Source organism: Cryobacterium sp. Y29, from assembly GCF_002929825.1.
Classification (GTDB): Bacteria; Actinomycetota; Actinomycetes; order Actinomycetales; family Microbacteriaceae; genus Cryobacterium.
In genome coordinates this window covers 85,765-104,039 of the sequence record NZ_PJJN01000035.1, presented here as the reverse complement: position 1 = coordinate 104,039, position 18,275 = coordinate 85,765, and the positions used below count along the sequence as shown (strand labels likewise).

The following is an 18,275-nucleotide window of genomic DNA, read 5'->3' as shown; positions in this document are numbered from 1 at the left end:
GTGACTGGGTAGTCTTATACCCATGGCACGCAGCAAGGAAAAGACCCCCAAAAAACCAAAACAGCCCGGCCGCTTGAAGCAAATGTGGCAGGTTTTCCAAATGACGAGGCGCTACGACTCGAACATCGTTTGGATTCTGGTTTTGGCCTTCCTCATACCCGTTCTGATCAGCCTGGCCCTGGCCCTGTTGATTCCCGGCAGCAACGTCTTCACGATGGTGCTGTGGATCGTTGCCGGTGTGCTTGCCGGCATTCTGGCGATGCTGATCATTCTCGGACGACGCGCGGAGAAGGCTGCGTATTCGCAGATTGAGGGTCAGCCCGGCGCCGTCGGGGCCGTGTTGCGCAGCTCGCTGAAGCGGGGGTGGGTCGGCAGCGAGATGCCGGTAGCCGTCAACGGCAAGACGCAGGATGCGGTGTATCGCGCCGTCGGCCGCGGCGGTGTCGTGTTGATCAGTGAGGGTCCGAAAACCCGAACTGCTCGCATGCTCGACGAAGAAAAGCGCAAGATCGTGCGCATCGGCGGGAATGTGGGCGTAACCGTGATCTCTGTTGGCCCCGACGAGGATGCCGTGCCGCTACACAAGCTCGCTCGTCGCCTGACTCGGATCAAGCCCGCTCTGACCAAGGCCGAGGTTCTCGCCGTCAATAACCGTCTGAATTCCATGGGTACGAAACTGCCCATCCCCAAGGGTGTCGACCCGATGAAAGCACGTCCGCAGCGCGGCTAATCCGACACAGATCAAGCGAAGGGCCAGATGCAACTGCATCTGGCCCTTTGTTGTCCTGCCGGGTTACCGGCGGATGAGCACCGTTCCCGCGATCTTGTCATGGAAGCCACGCTGGTCCGAATCCCAGACGAGGGCGGGGATCGCAAGTCCGAGGAGCACCGATCGCACAACGGGACGCCACAATCCAACCCATCCGCCGTGGATGGAGATGATGCGTAGCCCCACCAGACGATGCCCGACACTGGCACCGATCGTGGGAATGAAAACGATCTGCAGAACGACGAAGATGATCAGGTTCGCGGCCGGATCGTAGTTGAAGAAGATCCTCGAAACGCCGATGGCGATCGCCCAGTCAATGGCGAAGCCGAACAGCCGTCGCCACGGGCGGCCAACAGAACTGGGACCGACCCGCGGTAATCCGAGCCGCTCCCCCGGCCACTTACTGGGCGGAAGCTGACCAAAAGTATTCGGGCGGGAGCTAGAGTCTGGCACCCGATGAGTCTACCGAGAGGCCGCCCCTGTAACATGGGTGAAACATAAGCGTCACGGAGAAGTAACGCGGCGACACTAATCTCAGGGGAGCCGATGTGTCCGATTCGGCCGTTTCTACGCCCCCGTCGTCTGGAGTTAGTCCGCATGTTCCGCGATTCGTCCGAAGTGCTCAAATTCATCAAAGAGAATGACGTCAAGTTTCTCGACATCCGTTTCACCGATCTTCCCGGTGTGCAGCAGCACTTCAACATTCCGGCATCCACGGTCGATGAAGAATTCTTCACCGTTGGCCAAATGTTCGATGGCTCGTCCATCCGCGGTTTCGCGTCGATCCACGAATCGGACATGCAGCTCATTCCCGACGTGTCTACCGCGTACCTGGACCCGTTCCGTACCGAGAAGACGCTCATCATGCTCTTCGACATCTACAACCCTCGTAACGGTGAGATCTACTCCAAGGACCCGCGCCAAGTAGCTAAGAAGGCTGAGAAATACCTCGCCTCCACCGGCATTGGCGACACGGCGTTTTTCGGTTCCGAAGCGGAGTTCTACATCTTTGACGATGTGCGCTACGAAGTGAACCAGCACACGAGTTTTTACTCCGTTGACTCCGGCGAAGGCGCCTGGAATTCCGGAAAGAAAGAAGAAGGCGGAAACCTCGCCAACAAGACACCGTTCAAGGGTGGGTACTTTCCGGTCAGCCCGGTCGACCAGCACGTCGATATGCGCGACGACATCTGCCTGAAGTTGATCGAAGCGGGTCTCATTCTCGAACGCAGCCACCACGAGGTGGGCACCGGCGGCCAGGGCGAGATCAACTACAGATTCGACACGATGGTTCACGCCGCCGATGACCTGCTGAAATTCAAGTACATCGTCAAGAACACGGCGCACGACTGGAGCAAGACCGCAACATTCATGCCCAAGCCACTGTTCGGCGACAACGGCTCCGGTATGCACACGCACCAATCACTGTGGGCCGATGGCAAGCCGTTGTTCTACGATGAGGCCGGCTATGGCGGACTCTCCGACGTGGCTCGCTGGTACATCGGAGGCCTGCTCAAGCACGCCCCGGCCGTACTCGCGTTCACGAACCCCACGGTCAACTCCTACCACCGGCTTGTTCCCGGATTCGAGGCCCCGGTCAACCTGGTCTACTCGGCCGGCAACCGCTCGGCGTCGATCCGCATTCCGATCACCGGAACCAACCCGAAGGCCAAGCGCCTTGAGTTCCGCGCTCCCGATGCATCCGGCAACCCGTATCTCGCCTTTGCCGCGCAGCTCATGGCTGGGCTCGACGGCATCAAGAACCGTATTGAGCCGCACGAGCCCGTCGACAAGGATCTCTACGAGCTGCCGCCCGAGGAAGCCAAGAACATCCCCCAGGTTCCGGCCTCGCTCGAGGAAGCCCTGCAGGCCCTCGAAGCAGATCACGACTTTCTGCTCGCCGGAAACGTGTTCACTCCCGAACTGATCGAGACCTGGATCGAGTACAAGCGCGAAAACGAGATCAAGCCGCTCGCCCAGCGTCCGCACCCGTTCGAGTTCGAGCTGTACTACGGGGTCTAAACCGCACCGCACTGAGGCCACACGGCACTTGGAAAGGGACCGCATCTTTGGATGCGGTCCCTTTTATATTGCGGAGTGAACTGGATGGGTCAGCCTGGTGTTGATCGTCAGCCGGCGTTCGGCCCGGGACGTTCGACGGGGCCGTAAAACAGGCGCTCGAATACGGCGCGGGAACGTCGGGTTACAGCGAGGTAGTCGTCCTCCAGCTGGTTACCCGACCCCGGCGGGTACTCCATGACCCGGGCGATGCCCTCGAGTGCGGCACGATCAGTCGGCAACACATTCGAGGTGTGGTTCGTCCAGAGAGTGATGGCTGAGCGAGCACGAGACGCAAAGACCCACGCGCTGCGTAGCACCGCCGCATCCGCTGCCGGTATCAATGCGGCGTTAACTGCTTCGTCCAACGCCGACAGAGTGGACGTCGTGCGAAGCGCCGGAATCGCCGCGCCGTGCTGCAGCTGGAGCAGTTGAACCAGCCATTCCACGTCGCTGAGCGAGCCACGCCCCAATTTCAGGTGCCGGTTCGGGTCGGCGCCCTGCGGGAGGCGTTCGTTCTCGACCCGAGCCTTGATGCGACGAACCTCCCGCACAGCCTGCTCGCTAATGGCTGCGGGGTACCGCACGTCGTCGGCCACGGCCTCGAAGTCTCGTAGCAGCGCACCATCGCCGGCCACACCCCGACCGCGCAGGAGCGCCTGAGCTTCCCAGGTGAGTGACCAACGGCGGTAGTACGCCTGATAGGAGTCAAGCGACCGCACGACCGGCCCGTTGCTGCCTTCCGGACGTAATCCGATGTCCAGATCGAGCGGCAAACGCCCGTCTTCGGTGAGCCGATTGAGTTCGCGCACGATATACCGGGCACGGTCGTTGGCCGCTTCGCCGTCGAGACTACCAGCGCGGAATACGTACATGACGTCGGCGTCGGAACCGAAACCGAGCTCGGCACCGCCGAACCGCCCCATACCGATCACACCGAATTCGATGCCGTCGCCGCCCGACGTGCTGTCGTCAGAACCATCAGGACCACCCTGAACAAGCAGATCTCCCCCACGAATAGCAGCGATCACGCCCTGAATGTAGGTCGCATTGACATCCGTCAGGCCCTGGCCCAGCTGGTCGAGATCGATCTGACCGAGAAGGGCTGCGAATGCCAGTCGCAGCATCTCGCGGCGCCTTGCCGCGCGCAGAATAGTCGCGGCGGCATCCGGGCTTTCATGCCGGCCAAGGACCGCTCGGGTTTCGTCTTGGAGTGCTCTGAGCGGTCGTGGCTGCAGGTCGGCTTCGTCTTCGAGCCACGCCACCGCTTCGGGGATCTTCTCCAGCAGCTCGCCGATATAACGACTCCCGGACAACACCCTGGTGAGGCGCTCGGCGGCCCCCGAGGAGTCACGCAACATGCGCAGGAACCAATAAGTCGAACCGAGGTTGTCGCTCAGACGCCGAAAGACTAGGAAGCCGTAGTCCGGGTCTGCCCCCTGCGACAGCCACTGCAGCAGGACGGGGAGGAGGTGCCGCTGAATCGCCGCGCGCCGGGATACTCCGCCGGAGAGAGCGGCGATGTGCGCCAGAGCGCCCTTGGTGTTTAGAAAGCCAATGGCCGCCAGACGAGCCTCGGCCTGTGCACTGGTCAGGTTCAGCCCGTCGGCCGGCAGCGACGCCACCGCCGATAGCAGGGGACGGTAAAAAAGCCGCTCGTGCAGGCCGCGCACCCTTTGTTTCGTCTCCGACCAGCGGGCGGTGAGTCCGGCAGCACTGGTGGCCAGACCGGTCGAACGGGCCAGCACCCGCAGATTTGCCTCGTCGCGCGGCACCAGGTGGGTACGACGAAGTTTTTGCAGCTGCAGCCGATGTTCCATCAGGCGCAAGGAGCGATAGTCCTGAGCGAACTCGGTGGCTTCGGCTCGACCCACATACCCGGCGGTCGCCAGGGCGGCCAGCGCCGGGAGGGTGCCAGCCTGTCGAACGGCAGGGTCGGTCTGGCCATGAACGAGCTGAAGCAGCTGCACCGTGAACTCGATATCGCGCAGTCCGCCCGGCCCGAGCTTGAGTTGAATATCTACCTCGTCGTCGGGGATATTGTCGGTGACGCGCTCCCGCATACGCTGTACCGATTCGACGAAATTCTCGCGGCCGGCGCTGCTCCAGACCTTGGGTGTGACCGCATCCATGTAACGGGCTCCGAGTGCGCGGTCACCGGCCAGCGTGCGGGCCTTGAGCAGCGCCTGAAACTCCCAACTCTTGGCCCAACGGTCATAGTAGGCGAGATGGGATTCGATCGAGCGTACGAGGGCTCCGCTCTTGCCTTCCGGACGCAGGTTGGGGTCGACCTCCCACAGCTCCGGTTCAATGCCGGATTCGCCCAGGCCGCGCATGATGAGCACGGCAAGGCGGGTCGCGATCTCGACGGCCCGAGAACTTTCCAGACCGGCTGATTCGTCGCCGTCCGCGACGAAGATAACGTCGACGTCGCTCACGTAGTTGAGCTCGCTCGCCCCGGCCTTGCCCATGCCGATAATGGCCAGGCGCGTTGCGCGCACCTGGTCGGCAGCAAAGACAACGCGCCCGGCTGTGTCGCCGCTGCACATGGTACGGGCGACCGCTAAGGCGGCTTCGAGCGCCGCCGTGGCGAGATCGGACAGGGTACGGGCGATGCCGTCCAGCCCGGCAACCGGGTCGGCCTGTTCGAGGTCGAAGGCGGCGAGCTGCGCCAGGCGGCGACGGTAGCGCACCCTGAGGGCGATCCACGCTGCATCATCGACCAGGCGGGAGAATCCCTCGATCGCGCCGACAGAGTCCAACAGGTCGCGGACCAGCTCGTCGACGCTCGGCAGCACCGTTAATGGCGTGACCAGAACCGTCAGTTCCACCGGATGTCGGAGGAAGAATTCGGTGATTCCGCTGGACGCTCCGACGACTTTCAACAGCCGCCCGGTCGCAGCCGGCGACTGGAGCAGTTCGAACAGTTCAGGCGAACCCTGCCGCAGCAGGGCGACCAACGCGATCAGCGCAGCATCCGGGCTTGCCGTTGCCGTGAGCAGCGGCAACAATGCCCGAGTATCGGTCAACCGGCCAGCTGAACCGGAAGCTCGGTGCGGGCTGCCTGCACCGAGCTGGGCAATCTCGTCGAGCCGAACACGTACGTCGGCAAGGTCAACGAAACCTACCCGAACAAGTTCGGTCAAGGTCAAGTTCAAACGCTCCATCGCGGGCGATTCCTTCGATCAGCGACACCACTGGCGAGTTAGAGCATCTCCAGGTTTTTTTGAAGTTCGAACGGGGTGACCTGTGACCGGTAGTCACGCCACTCCTGCCGCTTGTTGAGCAGAACATAATTGAAGACCTGTTCGCCCAGCGTCTCCGCGACGAGCTCGGACTCCTCCATGAATTGAATAGCATGATCGAGGCTGGCCGGCAGCTGCGTGTATCCGAGCGCACGACGTTCGGTGTCGCTGAGGCTCCACACATTGTCTTCGGCCTCCGGCGGCAACTCGTAGCCCTCCTCGATGCCCTTGAGGCCGGCGGCCAGCATGAGGGAATAGGCGAGGTAGGGGTTGGCCGCGGAGTCGATCGCTCGATACTCAACGCGGGCGCTCTGGCCCTTGTTCGGCTTGTACAGCGGTACGCGCACCAGCGCTGAGCGGTTGTTGTGACCCCAGCAGACAAAGCTCGGAGCCTCATCGCCACCCCACAGCCGCTTGTACGAGTTCACGAATTGATTGGTCACCGCGGTGATCTCGGGGGCGTGCTTCAGCAGGCCGGCGATGAACTGGCGACCGATCTTGGAGAGCTGGTATTTTGCACCGGCCTCGTAGAACGCGTTCGCGTCACCCTCGAACAGCGACATGTGCGTGTGCATGCCCGATCCGGGATGTTCCGACATGGGCTTGGGCATGAACGTCGCGTAGACGCCCTGCTCGATCGCGACTTCCTTGACCACGGTACGGAAAGTCATGATGTTGTCCGCGGTCGTCAGAGCATCGGCATAGCGCAGGTCGATTTCGTTCTGGCCCGGCCCTGCCTCGTGGTGGCTGAACTCAACGGAAATACCGAGGTCTTCCAGCATGCGCACCGAGCGGCGACGGAAATCGTGGGCGGTTCCACCGGGAACATTGTCGAAGTAACCGGCCGAGTCGACGGGAATCGGACCGTTCTTGCCGTACTTCGACGACTTGAGCAGGTAGAACTCCACCTCGGGGTGAGTGTAAAACGTGAAGCCACGGTCGGCCGCCTTGGCCAGGGTGCGCTTGAGCACGTTGCGCGGATCAGCAACGGCGGGCTGGCCGTCCGGCGTGGTGATGTCGCAGAACATGCGGGCGGTGGGGTCGACCTCTCCCCGCCACGGCAGAATCTGAAAGGTGGTGGGATCCGGGTGTGCCAGAACATCCGCCTCAAAAGAACGAGTGAGTCCCTCAATGGCGGAGCCGTCGAACCCCAAGCCTTCGTTGAATGCGCCCTCGACTTCGGCGGGTGCGATAGCCACTGATTTCAGGGTACCGACGACGTCGGTGAACCAGAGTCGAACGAACTTGATTCCTCGCTCCTCGATGGTCCGAAGAACGAAGTCGCGCTGCTTGTCCATTCACGCTCTTTCTGATTGCTCCAACGGGGACGCACCTAAATAGCGACCGTCCTCAATACCTGCTGTCTAGGCTACTGGCTCCGAGCATGATTGCTCGCCTGACTAAACTTGTTGCATGCCAAAGTTGACAGCACCAGAGCCCGAACCGGCGGGCGTCGATGCCGCCGTGCAGCATCCGTATAGCGCGGTTTCCGGGCCCAAGCGGGTACGCACGCGGCACTTTCAGAACGCGAAGGCCCAGGGGATCCCCATTACGGGCCTGACCAGCTACGACATGCTCACTGCCCAAATTTTTGATGCGGCCGGAATCGACTTTCTCTTGGTGGGCGATTCAGCCGGAAACAACGTCTTCGGGTACGAGACCACTCTCCCCGTCACGGTTGATGAGCTCATCCCCCTGACCCGTGCCGTTGCTCGGGCAGTCACCCGTGCCTTCGTCGTGGCCGATATGCCGTTCGGTTCGTATGAGAGCGGCGCGGATCAGGCCCTCTCGACCGCCGTGCGGTTCATGAAAGAGGCCCAGGCGCACGCGGTGAAACTCGAGGGCGGCCAGCGCAGCCATAAACAGATCAGGCGCATCGTCTCGGCTGGCATCCCCGTGATGGGCCATGTGGGATTCACTCCGCAGAGCGAACACGGCTTGGGTGGCCATATCATTCAGGGCCGTGGAGACGCCGCCGAGACACTCATCGCGGACGCCCTCGCCGTCGAGGACGCCGGCGCCTTCGCCGTTGTCCTGGAGATGGTACCGGCGTCCGTCGCCGCCCTCGTCACGGAACGACTGTCGATCCCGACTATCGGGGTCGGGGCGGGGCCATCCGTTGACGGGCAGCTGCTCGTGTGGACGGACTTTGCTGGCATGACCAGTGGTCGAGTACCGAAGTTCGTGCGTCAGTACGCCGACGTTCGAGCGGTACTGACGGATGCTGTGCAGCGGTTCACCGCTGACGTCGCCTCTGGTGCGTACCCGGCAACAGAGCACAGTTACGAGTAGAGCGCGCTCAACGGTTAGCGGGCGTCCCGAGCGTCGTCTTCCGACCACTTGGCGCTGTTGGCGCGCAGTTTCTCCAGAGCATGGGCTGCCTCGTCCCGGGTGGCGAATGGCCCCACGCGATCCAGCGATGGCGACTGGAAACCGTGCTCCACTTCACCCGTGCGCATGTTGTACCAGAATGCGTGTTCTTTGTCGTCGGCCATAAGCTTGATCCTATGCCTAAGGATTCCATCGGTCACCTCATCCCGGGAACGGTGTCATCGACCCGTTCCGTCCCATCACACATCGTTCGTCCGGAGTACGTGGGCAAGAAGGGGCCGAGCCCGTTCACCGGCTCTGACGTCTATTCGACCGAAAAGATCGAGCTCATTCGTCACTCTGGCCGCATCGCCGCTGAGGCGATTGCCGCTGTCGGTCGAGCCATCGTCCCCGGCGTCACCACCGAGCAACTGGACCAGATCGGTCATGACTACCTGGTGGCCAACGATGCCTACCCTTCGACCCTGGGTTACCGCGGCTACCCCAAATCGCTGTGCAGCTCGGTGAATGAGGTCATTTGCCATGGAATCCCCGATAACACGGTGCTCGACAATGGTGACATCGTCAACATTGACATCACGGCGTACAAGAACGGAGTGCACGGCGACACCAACGTCACGTTCATTGTGGGCGAAGCGACCGAAGAGGTGACGCTATTGGTCGAACGCACCAGGGAGGCGCTCGCGCGCGGTATCAAAGCCGTTGCCCCCGGGCGCCAGGTCAATGTGATTGGTCGCACCATCGCGTCCTACGCCAAGCGGTTCAACTACGGCGTTGTGCGCGACTATACGGGGCACGGCGTTGGCGAAGCCTTTCACTCCGGCCTCATCATCCCGCACTATGACGCACCGCAGTTCGACACGGTCATGGAGGTCGGCATGGTCTTCACCATCGAGCCGATGCTCACCCTGGGAACCAGCGACTGGGATATCTGGAGCGATGACTGGACGGTTCTCACCCGCGACCGAAGCATGACAGCGCAATTCGAACACACACTCGTGGTGACCGAGCGCGGCGCCGAGATCCTGACCTTAGCCTGACACGGTTTTCGAAGAGATAGAGGATCAACTCATGACTGCAACGACGGCCATTGGAATCGACATCGGCGGCACGGGAATCAAGGGGGCGGTGGTCGACCTGGCCACCGGTGAGCTCCTGACCGACCGGGTGAAGTTGCCCACGCCCAAAGGGGGGCGCCCGCAGGACATCGTCGAGACAACCCGCACCCTGCTCTCCACCGTCTCGAAAGGTGTCGGCGACGTTCCGGTCGGCGTGTGTTTTCCCGCCGTCGTCAAGAACGGTCACACCATGTCAGCGGCGAACGTATCGTCGAAGTGGATTGGCCTAGCCGCTGAAGCCCTGTTCGAAAAGGGCCTCGGCCTGCCGATTCACTTCGTCAATGACGCGGATGCTGCCGGTTACGCTGAAGCACAGTTCGGTGCGGCCACGGGTGTCGCTGGCGTTGTGCTGTTGACCACGCTCGGTACCGGGATCGGTTCAGCGCTGCTGAACGACGGCGTCCTGGTGCCCAACACGGAACTGGGCCACCTGCAGATTGACGGGCACGACTACGAGACGCGCGCGGCCTACTCTGCCAAGGAACGTGACGACCTCAGCTGGGAGACCTGGGCCGCACGCTTGCAGAAGTATTACTCAACGCTTGAACGGCTCTTCTCCCCCGACCTGTTCATCGTCGGAGGTGGGGTCTCCAAGCACCACCAGAACTTTCTGCCGTTGCTCAATCTGAAGACGCGCATCATCCCCGCTGTCCACCGCAACAACGCCGGAATTCTTGGTGCGGCCGCTTTGGCTGCCCGCTTTCCCGGCTAGTCCGACAGCGGTACCCGATCTGGGCAGGTCCGCGTCGCTGCGGACCCGCCCGGGTGGGATGCCGGGTTCGTCGGTAGGGTGGGGTGGAATGGGCCGGCTAGTACGCCGGGTTCTGTCCAGGTGTTCACACACCGTCGACGGCCATCTATCTCGTGACTACGTTGCCGCAGCCCTCTAGCGGTCTACCCGAAAGCTCGGCGAGCAGCCTTAGCGCTTTCTGTCTGACCTTGCTCCGGACGAGGTTTACCGAGCCGACCAGGTCACCCTGGCCTCTGGTGGTCTCTTACACCACCGTTTCACCCTTACCACCACACCCGACCCGAAGGCGGGGCGCAAATGGCGGTTTACTTTCTGTGGCACTGTCTCGCGGGTTGCCCCGGGTGGGTGTTACCCACCATCCTGCTCTGTGGAGCCCGGACGTTCCTCGGCATCTGTGAGATCCGAAGATCCAACAAATGACGCGACCGTCTTGCCGACCCATTCCGAAGATTGAGTCTACCGGGCGAGCGGACCGCCGCGAACCGTTATTAGATTCCGGACTCTTCGGTGCGCACCAGCACTGCGCCACAGTCAGGGCAGAAGATGACGTCGTCGGCGGGCGCCTGGCGAACGTCGGCGAGGTCGCTCCCCGTGATCGTCATTGTGCAGCCGCTGCAGGTACGGGCTCGGAGCAGCGCTGCGGCGTTGCCGTGGCCGGAGATACGCAACCGCTCGTAGAGAGTCGCGAGGTCATCGGGGATGGTGGCGGCTACGGCGGCTCGGTCGCGGGTGAGTTCGCCGAGCTGGCGCGTGAGGTCATGGAGCACCTCGTCGCGCGCGAACTCGGTCGAACTCACGCGCTCGGCGATGGCATCGCGTTCCTTCGCCACGACAGCGACGGCCGCTTCGTGCTCTTCCTGACGCTCCAACACGGCGATCTCGATCTCTTCGAGGTCGAACAGACGCTTTTTGAGCGAGGCGATTTCGGAGTCGAGAGCCTGGATATCCTTGACCGACGAAGTGTGTTGAAGGCGGTCGGTGTCGCGACTGATGCGCTTCTCGACAACCTCGACGTCGCTCTCGATGCGTCCCAGTTCGGTACGCACGTCGTCTAGTTCGCCCGTTCGACCGAGCAGCTTCATACGGCTGGCTTCCGCTTCGCGATTCAGCGCGGCCAGTTCGGCGTGCGCCGCGAGCGACTTTGACTGGTGGCTGATCTGAAGAACCTTGATATCCAGGGCTTGCAGCCGCAGAAGTTCCTTCTGCTGGAGTGGTGATGCCTTCACGATGTCCTGACCTAACGCTGGAAATGAGATGTGGTACGAAAAAATAGAGAGACTGGGATGTTAGTGCACGAGTCAATGCACAACGGCGAAATCCCAGGGATCGGTGTTCAGTTCACTCACCGTGACAGTGGTCCCGGGGAGGGCCGCTCGTAGCTGTACGGCAGCTGGTTCCAGCCAGAGCCATTCGCTGGCCCAGTGCGACACGTCCATCAGGGCCGGACCGCCCGCGCAGAGCGCCTGCTCTCGAGCTTCGGAGGCAGGGTGATGACGCAGGTCGGAGGTGATGTAGACATCCGCTGTGACGACTCTGGAGTGGCGCAGTAACGAATCGCCCGCGCCGCCACACAACGCGATGGTGGTGACCGCTGCGGCATAATCGCCCGCGACACGCACGCCGGACGCCGTAGCCGGCAATAGTGCCAGCATGGTGTGTGCGAGGTGTCCCAGCGTCGTTGGCTGGGCCAAACGTCCCACGCGACCAATGCCGGTGCCGGGGGCGACGCTCTCGGAAATGGGCGTCACATCAGCCAGCTTTAGGTGCGTGGCAATAATGTCGGACACGCCATCTGCGACAACGTCAGCGTTCGTATGCGCGGCCAGCAATGCACAGTCGGCGCGAATGAGCCGGCTGAGCAGCGCGCCTTTGTAGCGATCTTCGGCGACGCTTGTGACGCCGTGCAAGAGCAGCGGATGGTGCGTCAGCAGCACGTCAGCCTTGGCCTGGATGGCCTCGTTGACGGTTTGGGACGTGGCATCAACCGCGAGGTGGATACGGCGCACCGGCCGCAACGGATTTCCGCTGACCAGACCCGGCCGATCCCAGTCTTCAGCACCGTCGAGGGGCCACAGGGTATGGGCGACTCGAGTGAAGTCGGCTAGCAAGAATGGCACTAGTCAAGCCTACTGGGCGACCGGCACTGGAGCTTGATCGGAGACGGAACAACCCGACGCTCCGTGTCCGACGAAAAGGGTCAGTAATCGAACTCGTCGAACTGCGCAGCAGCCGATTCTTCCCGGGTCCAGGAGGCAGGGATCATGGCCCCGGTTTGGGCTTTGCGGTGCAGAAAATCGGTGGTCTCCGGTTCAACCAGCTCCGGCGACAGGCCGTCGGCCGTGACGCTCACTAGCTGGCTCGACGAACCGATCAGGAACTGGGCGCGCAGCAGGAGACCGTTATCGCCCATTACCGGAATGTCGACGACATCTACTTGCCGGCGGTTGCAGAGCGCCTCCGCGTAGAGAAGGACCGCATCAGCGAGATCGCTGCCGGTTATTACTGAACCGCCAGGGTGAAATATGCGTTTCATGATCGCCCCTCGAAAGCTCGCGGAAAATTCACGTACGTCCGGGGTCTAGGGCCGCCCTGAAAGTATATGCCCGGTCTACCCCAAGGGGATGGAACTTTAGCTATCTCGCATGTTCAAACGTTGTGGAGCGCCATAGATGCGCTGAGTGCAGGCGGTAAGGCCCGACGAACGATATCGCGCTAGCGAATGTCGCGCTCGTGCAGGGTACCAATGATACCCAGATCCGCACGAGCCTGAATGGTGGTGGTATTTCTGGCTCAGCCCCGGAGTAAATCTGGAACGCGCCCACCGCGGTGCTCGCGCACAGAGCTTTCCACCCGCTGGGTCGTAAGGGCAGATGATGCCTGAATCTACTGAATGTGGGCCCTACCGGGCTCGAACCGATGACATCCACGGTGTAAACGTGGCGCTCTACCAACTGAGCTAAAGGCCCCGACGTCTCACTGATCGGGTGTGTTCAGTATAGGTCAGTGTCGACGCAGGTTTGGCGACCCGGAGCGTTCACAGAACGGGTGCGAGCTGTTCGAGGGCAGCCCGGTAGGCGTCAATCGACCGCGCCTCGCCCGGTGCGGTGATAAAACTGGCCCGGATAATACCGCTTGGATCGATCAAGAAAGTCGCGCGATTGGCGAACCCCTTCTCCTCGAGAAAGACGCCATATTCTTTCGCGACCGCGCCGTGGGGCCAGAAATCAGCGACCAGGTCAAACGTATATTTTTCCTGCTCACCAAACGCGCGCAGGGCGTGTCGAGAGTCGACCGAAATGCCGATCAGCTCGACGCCGCCGTCTTGGAACAATGCGAGGTTGTCGCGCAACTCACAGAGCTCTCCGCTGCAGATTCCGGAGAATGCCAATGGAAAGAAGACGAGCGCTACTGATTTCATCCCTCGGTACTGACTGAGTTGCACGCTCTCACCGAACTGGTTGATGAGCTTGAAATCAGGTGCCTGGGTATCGTTTTCGAGAGCCATTAATGCTCCTTCCCTGGTGCGTCGTTGACGCACGGATTGGCCGGTGACACACTCTAGCCCGGCAACGTGCGTGGTTTCACAGACCGCCCCGCTTACCCGGGTGAGTTTTCGGCCGTGGCACCCCGTACGCGGACATCGAGTGAAATCTGTAGGCTTATGTGGTGCCACCGGTTGCAATCCAACCTGCTTACTTCCGGCACGTGCCCTCGTGGTGGAAGAGATTGCCCCCGGAGCACCATCGCTGCATAATCCCCAGAGAGAGGTCGACTGTGACGGTCAACGACCAGGACCCGTACTCGACGAACAATGCCGACTCCGATCCGGAGGAAACGGCGGAGTGGTCGCAATCCCTCGATTCGCTCGTTGCCGAACACGGCCACGAGCGCGGCCGCGAGATCATGTTGAGCCTCTTGAAGCGGTCGAAAGAGCTTCATCTGGGCGTTCCCATGGTTCCGACGACGGACTACATCAACACCATCGCCCCGGAGAACGAACCCGACTTTCCGGGTGACGAAGATATCGAGCGTCGCTATCGGGCGTGGATTCGCTGGAACGCTGCCGTTCTGGTGCACCGCGCGCAGCGCCCCGGCATTGCCGTGGGTGGCCATATCTCCACCTACGCGTCCTCCGCTGCCCTGTATGAAGTGGGTTTCAACCACTTCTTCCGCGGTCAGGATCACCCGGGCGGTGGCGACCAGATCTTCATTCAGGGCCACGCCTCCCCCGGCACCTACGCGCGTGCCTTTCTCGAGGGCCGGCTGACCGAGAACCAGCTCGACGGTTTCCGTCAGGAAAAATCGCACGCCCCCGATGGCATCTCGTCATATCCGCACCCGCGCCTCATGCCGGAATTCTGGCAGTTCCCCACCGTCTCCATGGGTCTCGGCCCGATCAATGCGATCTATCAGGCGCAGCTCAATCGCTACCTGACCAACCGGGGCATCAAGGATGCCAGTGACCAGCAGGTCTGGGCATTCCTCGGCGACGGTGAAATGGATGAGGTGGAAAGCCGCGGCCAGTTGCAGGTCGCCGCCAACGAGGGCCTCGACAACCTCAACTTCGTCATCAACTGCAACCTTCAGCGCCTAGACGGACCGGTGCGCGGTAACGGCAAGATCATCCAGGAGCTTGAGAGCTTCTTCCGTGGTGCCGGCTGGAACGTCATCAAGGTGGTCTGGGGCCGGGAGTGGGACAACCTGCTCAAGAACGACGTAGACGGCGCCCTGGTCAACCTGATGAACGTCACGCCCGATGGTGACTACCAGACCTACAAGGCCGAAAGCGGCGCCTACGTGCGCGAGAATTTCTTCGGGCGCGACCCGCGTGCACTCAAGCTCGTCGAGCACCTGAGTGACGACGAGGTCTGGAACCTCAAGCGCGGTGGACACGACTACCGCAAGGTCTACGCCGCGTTCAAAGCGGCGTCCGAGCACACCGGCCAGCCGACCGTCATCCTCGCGAAAACGGTCAAGGGCTACGGCCTCGGTCCCAGCTTCGAGGGCCGCAACGCGACCCACCAGATGAAGAAGATGACCCTCGACAACCTCAAGTCGTTCCGAGACAGCATGCACGTGCCGATCACGGATGCCCAGCTCGAGGAAAACCCGTACCTGCCGCCGTACTACACCCCCGGCGACAAGGACGAGGCGATCGAGTACATGCACGAGCGACGGCGTGCGCTCGGCGGCTACCTGCCAGAGCGACGCACCACCCACACCAAGCTCAACCTGCCCGGCGATGAAACCTACGCCGTCGCCAAGAAAGGGTCGGGAACCCAGGAGATCGCCACGACCATGGCGTTCGTGCGTCTGCTCAAGGAGCTGTTGCGCGCCAAGGACTTTGGAAACCGCATCGTTCCAATCATCCCCGACGAGGCTCGCACCTTCGGCATCGACGCGTTCTTCCCCAACGCGAAGATCTACAACCCCAACGGCCAGCACTACACCTCGGTCGACCACGCCCAGCTGCTTGCCTACAAGGAGAGCCCGCAGGGCCAGATTCTGCACGTCGGCATCAACGAAGCCGGCGCCGCCGCCGCTTTCACCAATGTGGGTACGTCGTATTCCACGCAGGGCGAACCGCTCATTCCGGTTTACGTGTTCTACTCCATGTTCGGTTTCCAGCGCACCGGCGACGCTTTGTGGGCCGCTGGCGACCAGATGAGCCGCGGGTTCATCGTCGGTGCCACGGCCGGGCGCACGACGCTGACCGGGGAAGGTCTGCAGCACGCCGACGGTCACTCGCCACTGCTGGCATCGACCAACCCGGCCGTCGTCTCCTACGACCCGGCATACGGGTACGAGATCGGCCACATCGTGCGCGCCGGACTTGAGCGTATGTACGGCGGCACCCACACTGACCCGAACGTCATGTACTACGTCACGGTCTACAACGAGCCAGCCGTACAACCGGTCGAGCCCGCCGATGTCGATGTGGACGGGATCCTGCACGGTATTCACCGGGTTAGCGCATCCGTTGTCGCCGGACCAAAGGCGCAGTTGCTCGCCTCCGGCGTCTCCGTACCGTGGGCACTGGAAGCTGCGCAGCTGCTCGCCGATGACTGGGGTGTCTCGGCCGACGTCTGGTCGGTCACCTCGTGGACCGAACTGCGCCGCAATGGTCTGGCCGCTGAGGAGCACAACTTTCTCAACCCCGACGATGAGCCCCGTATCCCGTATGTCACCACGAAGCTCCAGGGCGCTGCCGGCCCCTTCGTCGCCGTGTCTGACTTCATGCACGCCGTTCCAGATCAGATTCGGCAGTTTGTTCCGGGCGACTTCGCGACGCTCGGTGCCGACAGCTTCGGCTTCTCGGACACCCGTCCGGCGGCACGCCGATTCTTCAAGATCGACGGTCCCTCGATGGTCGTGCGCACCCTGGAGCTGCTGGCTCGTCGCGGCGAAGTAGACCGCAGCCTCGCGGGCCAGGCGATCGCCAAGTACCGCCTGCACGATGTGAGCGCGGGCACCACCGGCTCTGCCGGGGGCGAGAGCTAAGAAACCGTGGCACCGGCGCCCAAAACCAAAGAACAGACTCTCAACTGGTTGCGCACCATCTCTGGTGAACTGTCGACTCAGACGCTCAAACGACTCGAAGACACCCTGTCCTGGTATGGCGACATGCCACCAGGACGCCGGTCCGCCGTCGGCCTGGTCGCCCAGGCCGGGATCACGAGTTTCATTTCCTGGTTCGACGATCCACGGTCAACGCCGTGGATCGCCGCGGACGTCTTCGGTGCTGCCCCGCGAGAGTTGCTGCGCTCGGTGAGTCTGCAGCAGACGCTGCAACTGATCCGCGTGACGGTTGAGGTCGTCGAGGAGCGCGTCAAGGACGGTGGCGAGGCCCTCCGCGAGGCGATTCTGCTCTATTCGCGAGAGATCGCCTTCGGAGCAGCAGATGTCTATGCGCGTGCCGCTGAGGCACGCGGCCTCTGGGACGCGCGGCTCGAAGCTCTCGTTGTGGATTCCATTCTCAGTGGTGAATATGACGACGAACTGCCCAGCCGGATCGCCGCCCTCGGTTGGCACGGCCACGGTGAAGTCTGCGTCCTGGTCGGCACTACCCCGCAGATGCTCGACGTCGACCAACTGCGCCGGGCCGCCCGGCACATGGCCGCCGACGTACTCATCGGCGTACAGGGGAACCGCCTCGTGCTCGTGATCGGTCGCGCACGCCCCGCCCCGGCGGACAGCGACGACGTCGGCACGGCCGCAGCCCTCACTTTTATGGAGATCGCCATGCAATTAGAGCCGATCTTCGGCCCTGGGCACCTGGTGCTGGGCCACGAGGTTCCCAACCTCGTGGACGCGTCAAAGAGTGCCAAAGCGGCGCTAGCGGGTTTCGCCGTCGCTCGCTCATGGCGCAACGCTCCACGGCCAGTGCAGGCCGACGATCTGCTCCCCGAGCGCGCCCTCGCCGGGGATCCGCTCGCTCGCGCCACACTCATCCATCGCATCTATCGGCCCCTGCAAGCGCACTCCACCGAGCTGCTCACCACTCTGTGGTGCTACCTCGACAACGGCCGCTCGCTCGAGGCAACCGCGCGCGAATTATTCGTGCACCCCAACACCGTGCGGTATCGACTGAAACGAGTGTCTGAAGTCATCGGCTACGACGCCACGGGAGCCCGCGAGGCCCTCATTTTGCAGTCCGCGCTGATCATCGGTTCGATCAGCGACCATGATGGGTCCAGCCGCCGCCGATCATGAAGGTGCGCGATTTCGTGGCCTGGGGCATAAAGTGCGATTCGGTCGTCACCCTTCGTGACGTTCCTCTTAGCTTCAGAAACGACTTGGTGGGCCCCGTCGCTACACCGGCAGCCGTTGCCATGGCCATCACTTGTCTCGCGGGAGATCAGAGCTGCCCTATTCAGACTTGGAGCGTGTCATGCCGCCATCCCCGAAATCCGCGACCGAAGGTGCTGCAAAACCGACTGGAGCCGCCAGCGTCGCTCCACAGGCCGGCGAACTGACACGCAGCCTCAAACCCCGTCACCTGT

At 62.3% G+C, this 18,275-nt stretch carries 15 protein-coding genes, 1 tRNA gene and 1 other RNA gene; 7 read left to right on the top strand and 10 right to left on the bottom strand.

The window, feature by feature from the left end; genetic code table 11:
• Positions 1-22: 22 nt before the first annotated feature.
• Positions 23-730, top strand: coding sequence for a DUF4191 domain-containing protein (locus CXY74_RS12045; protein ID WP_104200650.1), 708 nt, complete (start codon positions 23-25; stop codon positions 728-730).
• Between the two features lie 63 nt (positions 731-793).
• Here CXY74_RS12045 and CXY74_RS12040 read toward each other — a convergent pair whose 3' ends face one another.
• Positions 794-1,222: an RDD family protein gene (locus CXY74_RS12040; RefSeq protein WP_104200649.1), complete on the bottom strand. Its 429-nt coding sequence runs from the start codon at positions 1,220-1,222 to the stop codon at positions 794-796.
• A 144-nt stretch (positions 1,223-1,366) separates the two neighbouring features.
• On the opposite strand from CXY74_RS12040, the gene glnA reads away from it, so the two are divergent.
• Positions 1,367-2,791, top strand: a complete 1,425-nt coding sequence (glnA, locus tag CXY74_RS12035; RefSeq protein WP_104200648.1) for a type I glutamate--ammonia ligase — start codon at positions 1,367-1,369, stop codon at positions 2,789-2,791.
• Positions 2,792-2,898: 107 nt separating this feature from the next.
• On the opposite strand, the gene CXY74_RS12030 is transcribed toward glnA, so the two are convergent.
• Positions 2,899-5,994 carry a bifunctional [glutamine synthetase] adenylyltransferase/[glutamine synthetase]-adenylyl-L-tyrosine phosphorylase gene (locus tag CXY74_RS12030; RefSeq protein ID WP_104200647.1) on the bottom strand — a complete coding sequence of 1,032 codons (3,096 nt, stop codon included), beginning with the start codon at positions 5,992-5,994 and terminating at the stop codon, positions 2,899-2,901.
• A gap of 38 nt (positions 5,995-6,032) precedes the next feature.
• A complete protein-coding gene (locus CXY74_RS12025; RefSeq protein ID WP_092108031.1) occupies positions 6,033-7,370 on the bottom strand; it encodes a glutamine synthetase family protein in 1,338 nt (445 codons plus the stop codon).
• A 115-nt stretch (positions 7,371-7,485) separates the two neighbouring features.
• On the opposite strand from CXY74_RS12025, the gene panB reads away from it, so the two are divergent.
• Positions 7,486-8,364: a 3-methyl-2-oxobutanoate hydroxymethyltransferase gene (panB, locus tag CXY74_RS12020; protein WP_104200646.1), complete on the top strand. Its 879-nt coding sequence runs from the start codon at positions 7,486-7,488 to the stop codon at positions 8,362-8,364.
• A gap of 14 nt (positions 8,365-8,378) precedes the next feature.
• Here panB and CXY74_RS12015 read toward each other — a convergent pair whose 3' ends face one another.
• Positions 8,379-8,567, bottom strand: a complete 189-nt coding sequence (locus tag CXY74_RS12015) for an SPOR domain-containing protein (protein WP_104129190.1) — start codon at positions 8,565-8,567, stop codon at positions 8,379-8,381.
• A gap of 12 nt (positions 8,568-8,579) precedes the next feature.
• Here CXY74_RS12015 and map point away from each other — a divergent pair, with 12 nt between their 5' ends.
• Positions 8,580-9,443, top strand: a complete 864-nt coding sequence (map, locus tag CXY74_RS12010; RefSeq protein WP_104198080.1) for a type I methionyl aminopeptidase — start codon at positions 8,580-8,582, stop codon at positions 9,441-9,443.
• Positions 9,444-9,474: 31 nt separating this feature from the next.
• Positions 9,475-10,233 carry a polyphosphate--glucose phosphotransferase gene (ppgK, locus tag CXY74_RS12005; RefSeq protein WP_104200645.1) on the top strand — a complete coding sequence of 253 codons (759 nt, stop codon included), beginning with the start codon at positions 9,475-9,477 and terminating at the stop codon, positions 10,231-10,233.
• Positions 10,234-10,318: 85 nt separating this feature from the next.
• Here the strand turns inward: ppgK and rnpB are convergent.
• The 6 genes from rnpB to CXY74_RS11975 all read right to left on the bottom strand — a co-directional run bounded on the left by rnpB (position 10,319) and on the right by CXY74_RS11975 (position 13,777).
• Positions 10,319-10,713: RNase P RNA component class A (gene rnpB / locus CXY74_RS12000), an RNA gene on the bottom strand.
• 47 nt (positions 10,714-10,760) lie between these two features.
• Positions 10,761-11,498: a zinc ribbon domain-containing protein gene (locus CXY74_RS11995; RefSeq protein ID WP_104200644.1), complete on the bottom strand. Its 738-nt coding sequence runs from the start codon at positions 11,496-11,498 to the stop codon at positions 10,761-10,763.
• A gap of 72 nt (positions 11,499-11,570) precedes the next feature.
• Positions 11,571-12,389 carry a Nif3-like dinuclear metal center hexameric protein gene (locus CXY74_RS11990; RefSeq protein WP_104200643.1) on the bottom strand — a complete coding sequence of 273 codons (819 nt, stop codon included), beginning with the start codon at positions 12,387-12,389 and terminating at the stop codon, positions 11,571-11,573.
• An 80-nt stretch (positions 12,390-12,469) separates the two neighbouring features.
• Positions 12,470-12,805, bottom strand: a complete 336-nt coding sequence (locus CXY74_RS11985) for a hypothetical protein (protein ID WP_104200642.1) — start codon at positions 12,803-12,805, stop codon at positions 12,470-12,472.
• A gap of 360 nt (positions 12,806-13,165) precedes the next feature.
• Positions 13,166-13,238 (bottom strand) — tRNA-Val (locus CXY74_RS11980).
• A gap of 68 nt (positions 13,239-13,306) precedes the next feature.
• Entirely contained in the window at positions 13,307-13,777 is a 471-nt protein-coding gene (locus tag CXY74_RS11975; RefSeq protein WP_104200641.1) for a peroxiredoxin, read from the bottom strand.
• A gap of 269 nt (positions 13,778-14,046) precedes the next feature.
• On the opposite strand from CXY74_RS11975, the gene aceE reads away from it, so the two are divergent.
• Complete coding sequence (aceE, locus tag CXY74_RS11970; RefSeq protein WP_104200640.1) at positions 14,047-16,773, top strand: pyruvate dehydrogenase (acetyl-transferring), homodimeric type; 2,727 nt, start codon at positions 14,047-14,049, stop codon at positions 16,771-16,773.
• Between the two features lie 48 nt (positions 16,774-16,821).
• Positions 16,822-17,985: a CdaR family transcriptional regulator gene (locus CXY74_RS11965; RefSeq protein WP_199183220.1), complete on the top strand. Its 1,164-nt coding sequence runs from the start codon at positions 16,822-16,824 to the stop codon at positions 17,983-17,985.
• Positions 17,986-18,275: the final 290 nt, after the last annotated feature.

What these genes read in the sequence shown, in the direction of transcription:
- CXY74_RS12025 (WP_092108031.1), bottom strand. Translation starts at nt 7,370, where the DNA reads ATGGACAAGCAGCGCGACTTCGTTCTTCGGACCATCGAGGAGCGAGGA.
- map (WP_104198080.1), top strand. Translation starts at nt 8,580, where the DNA reads ATGCCTAAGGATTCCATCGGTCACCTCATCCCGGGAACGGTGTCATCG.
- ppgK (WP_104200645.1), top strand. Translation starts at nt 9,475, where the DNA reads ATGACTGCAACGACGGCCATTGGAATCGACATCGGCGGCACGGGAATC.
- CXY74_RS11985 (WP_104200642.1), bottom strand. Translation starts at nt 12,805, where the DNA reads ATGAAACGCATATTTCACCCTGGCGGTTCAGTAATAACCGGCAGCGAT.
- CXY74_RS12045 (WP_104200650.1), top strand. Translation starts at nt 23, where the DNA reads ATGGCACGCAGCAAGGAAAAGACCCCCAAAAAACCAAAACAGCCCGGC.
- CXY74_RS12015 (WP_104129190.1), bottom strand. Translation starts at nt 8,567, where the DNA reads ATGGCCGACGACAAAGAACACGCATTCTGGTACAACATGCGCACGGGT.
- CXY74_RS11975 (WP_104200641.1), bottom strand. Translation starts at nt 13,777, where the DNA reads ATGGCTCTCGAAAACGATACCCAGGCACCTGATTTCAAGCTCATCAAC.
- CXY74_RS12030 (WP_104200647.1), bottom strand. Translation starts at nt 5,994, where the DNA reads ATGGAGCGTTTGAACTTGACCTTGACCGAACTTGTTCGGGTAGGTTTC.
- panB (WP_104200646.1), top strand. Translation starts at nt 7,486, where the DNA reads ATGCCAAAGTTGACAGCACCAGAGCCCGAACCGGCGGGCGTCGATGCC.
- glnA (WP_104200648.1), top strand. Translation starts at nt 1,367, where the DNA reads ATGTTCCGCGATTCGTCCGAAGTGCTCAAATTCATCAAAGAGAATGAC.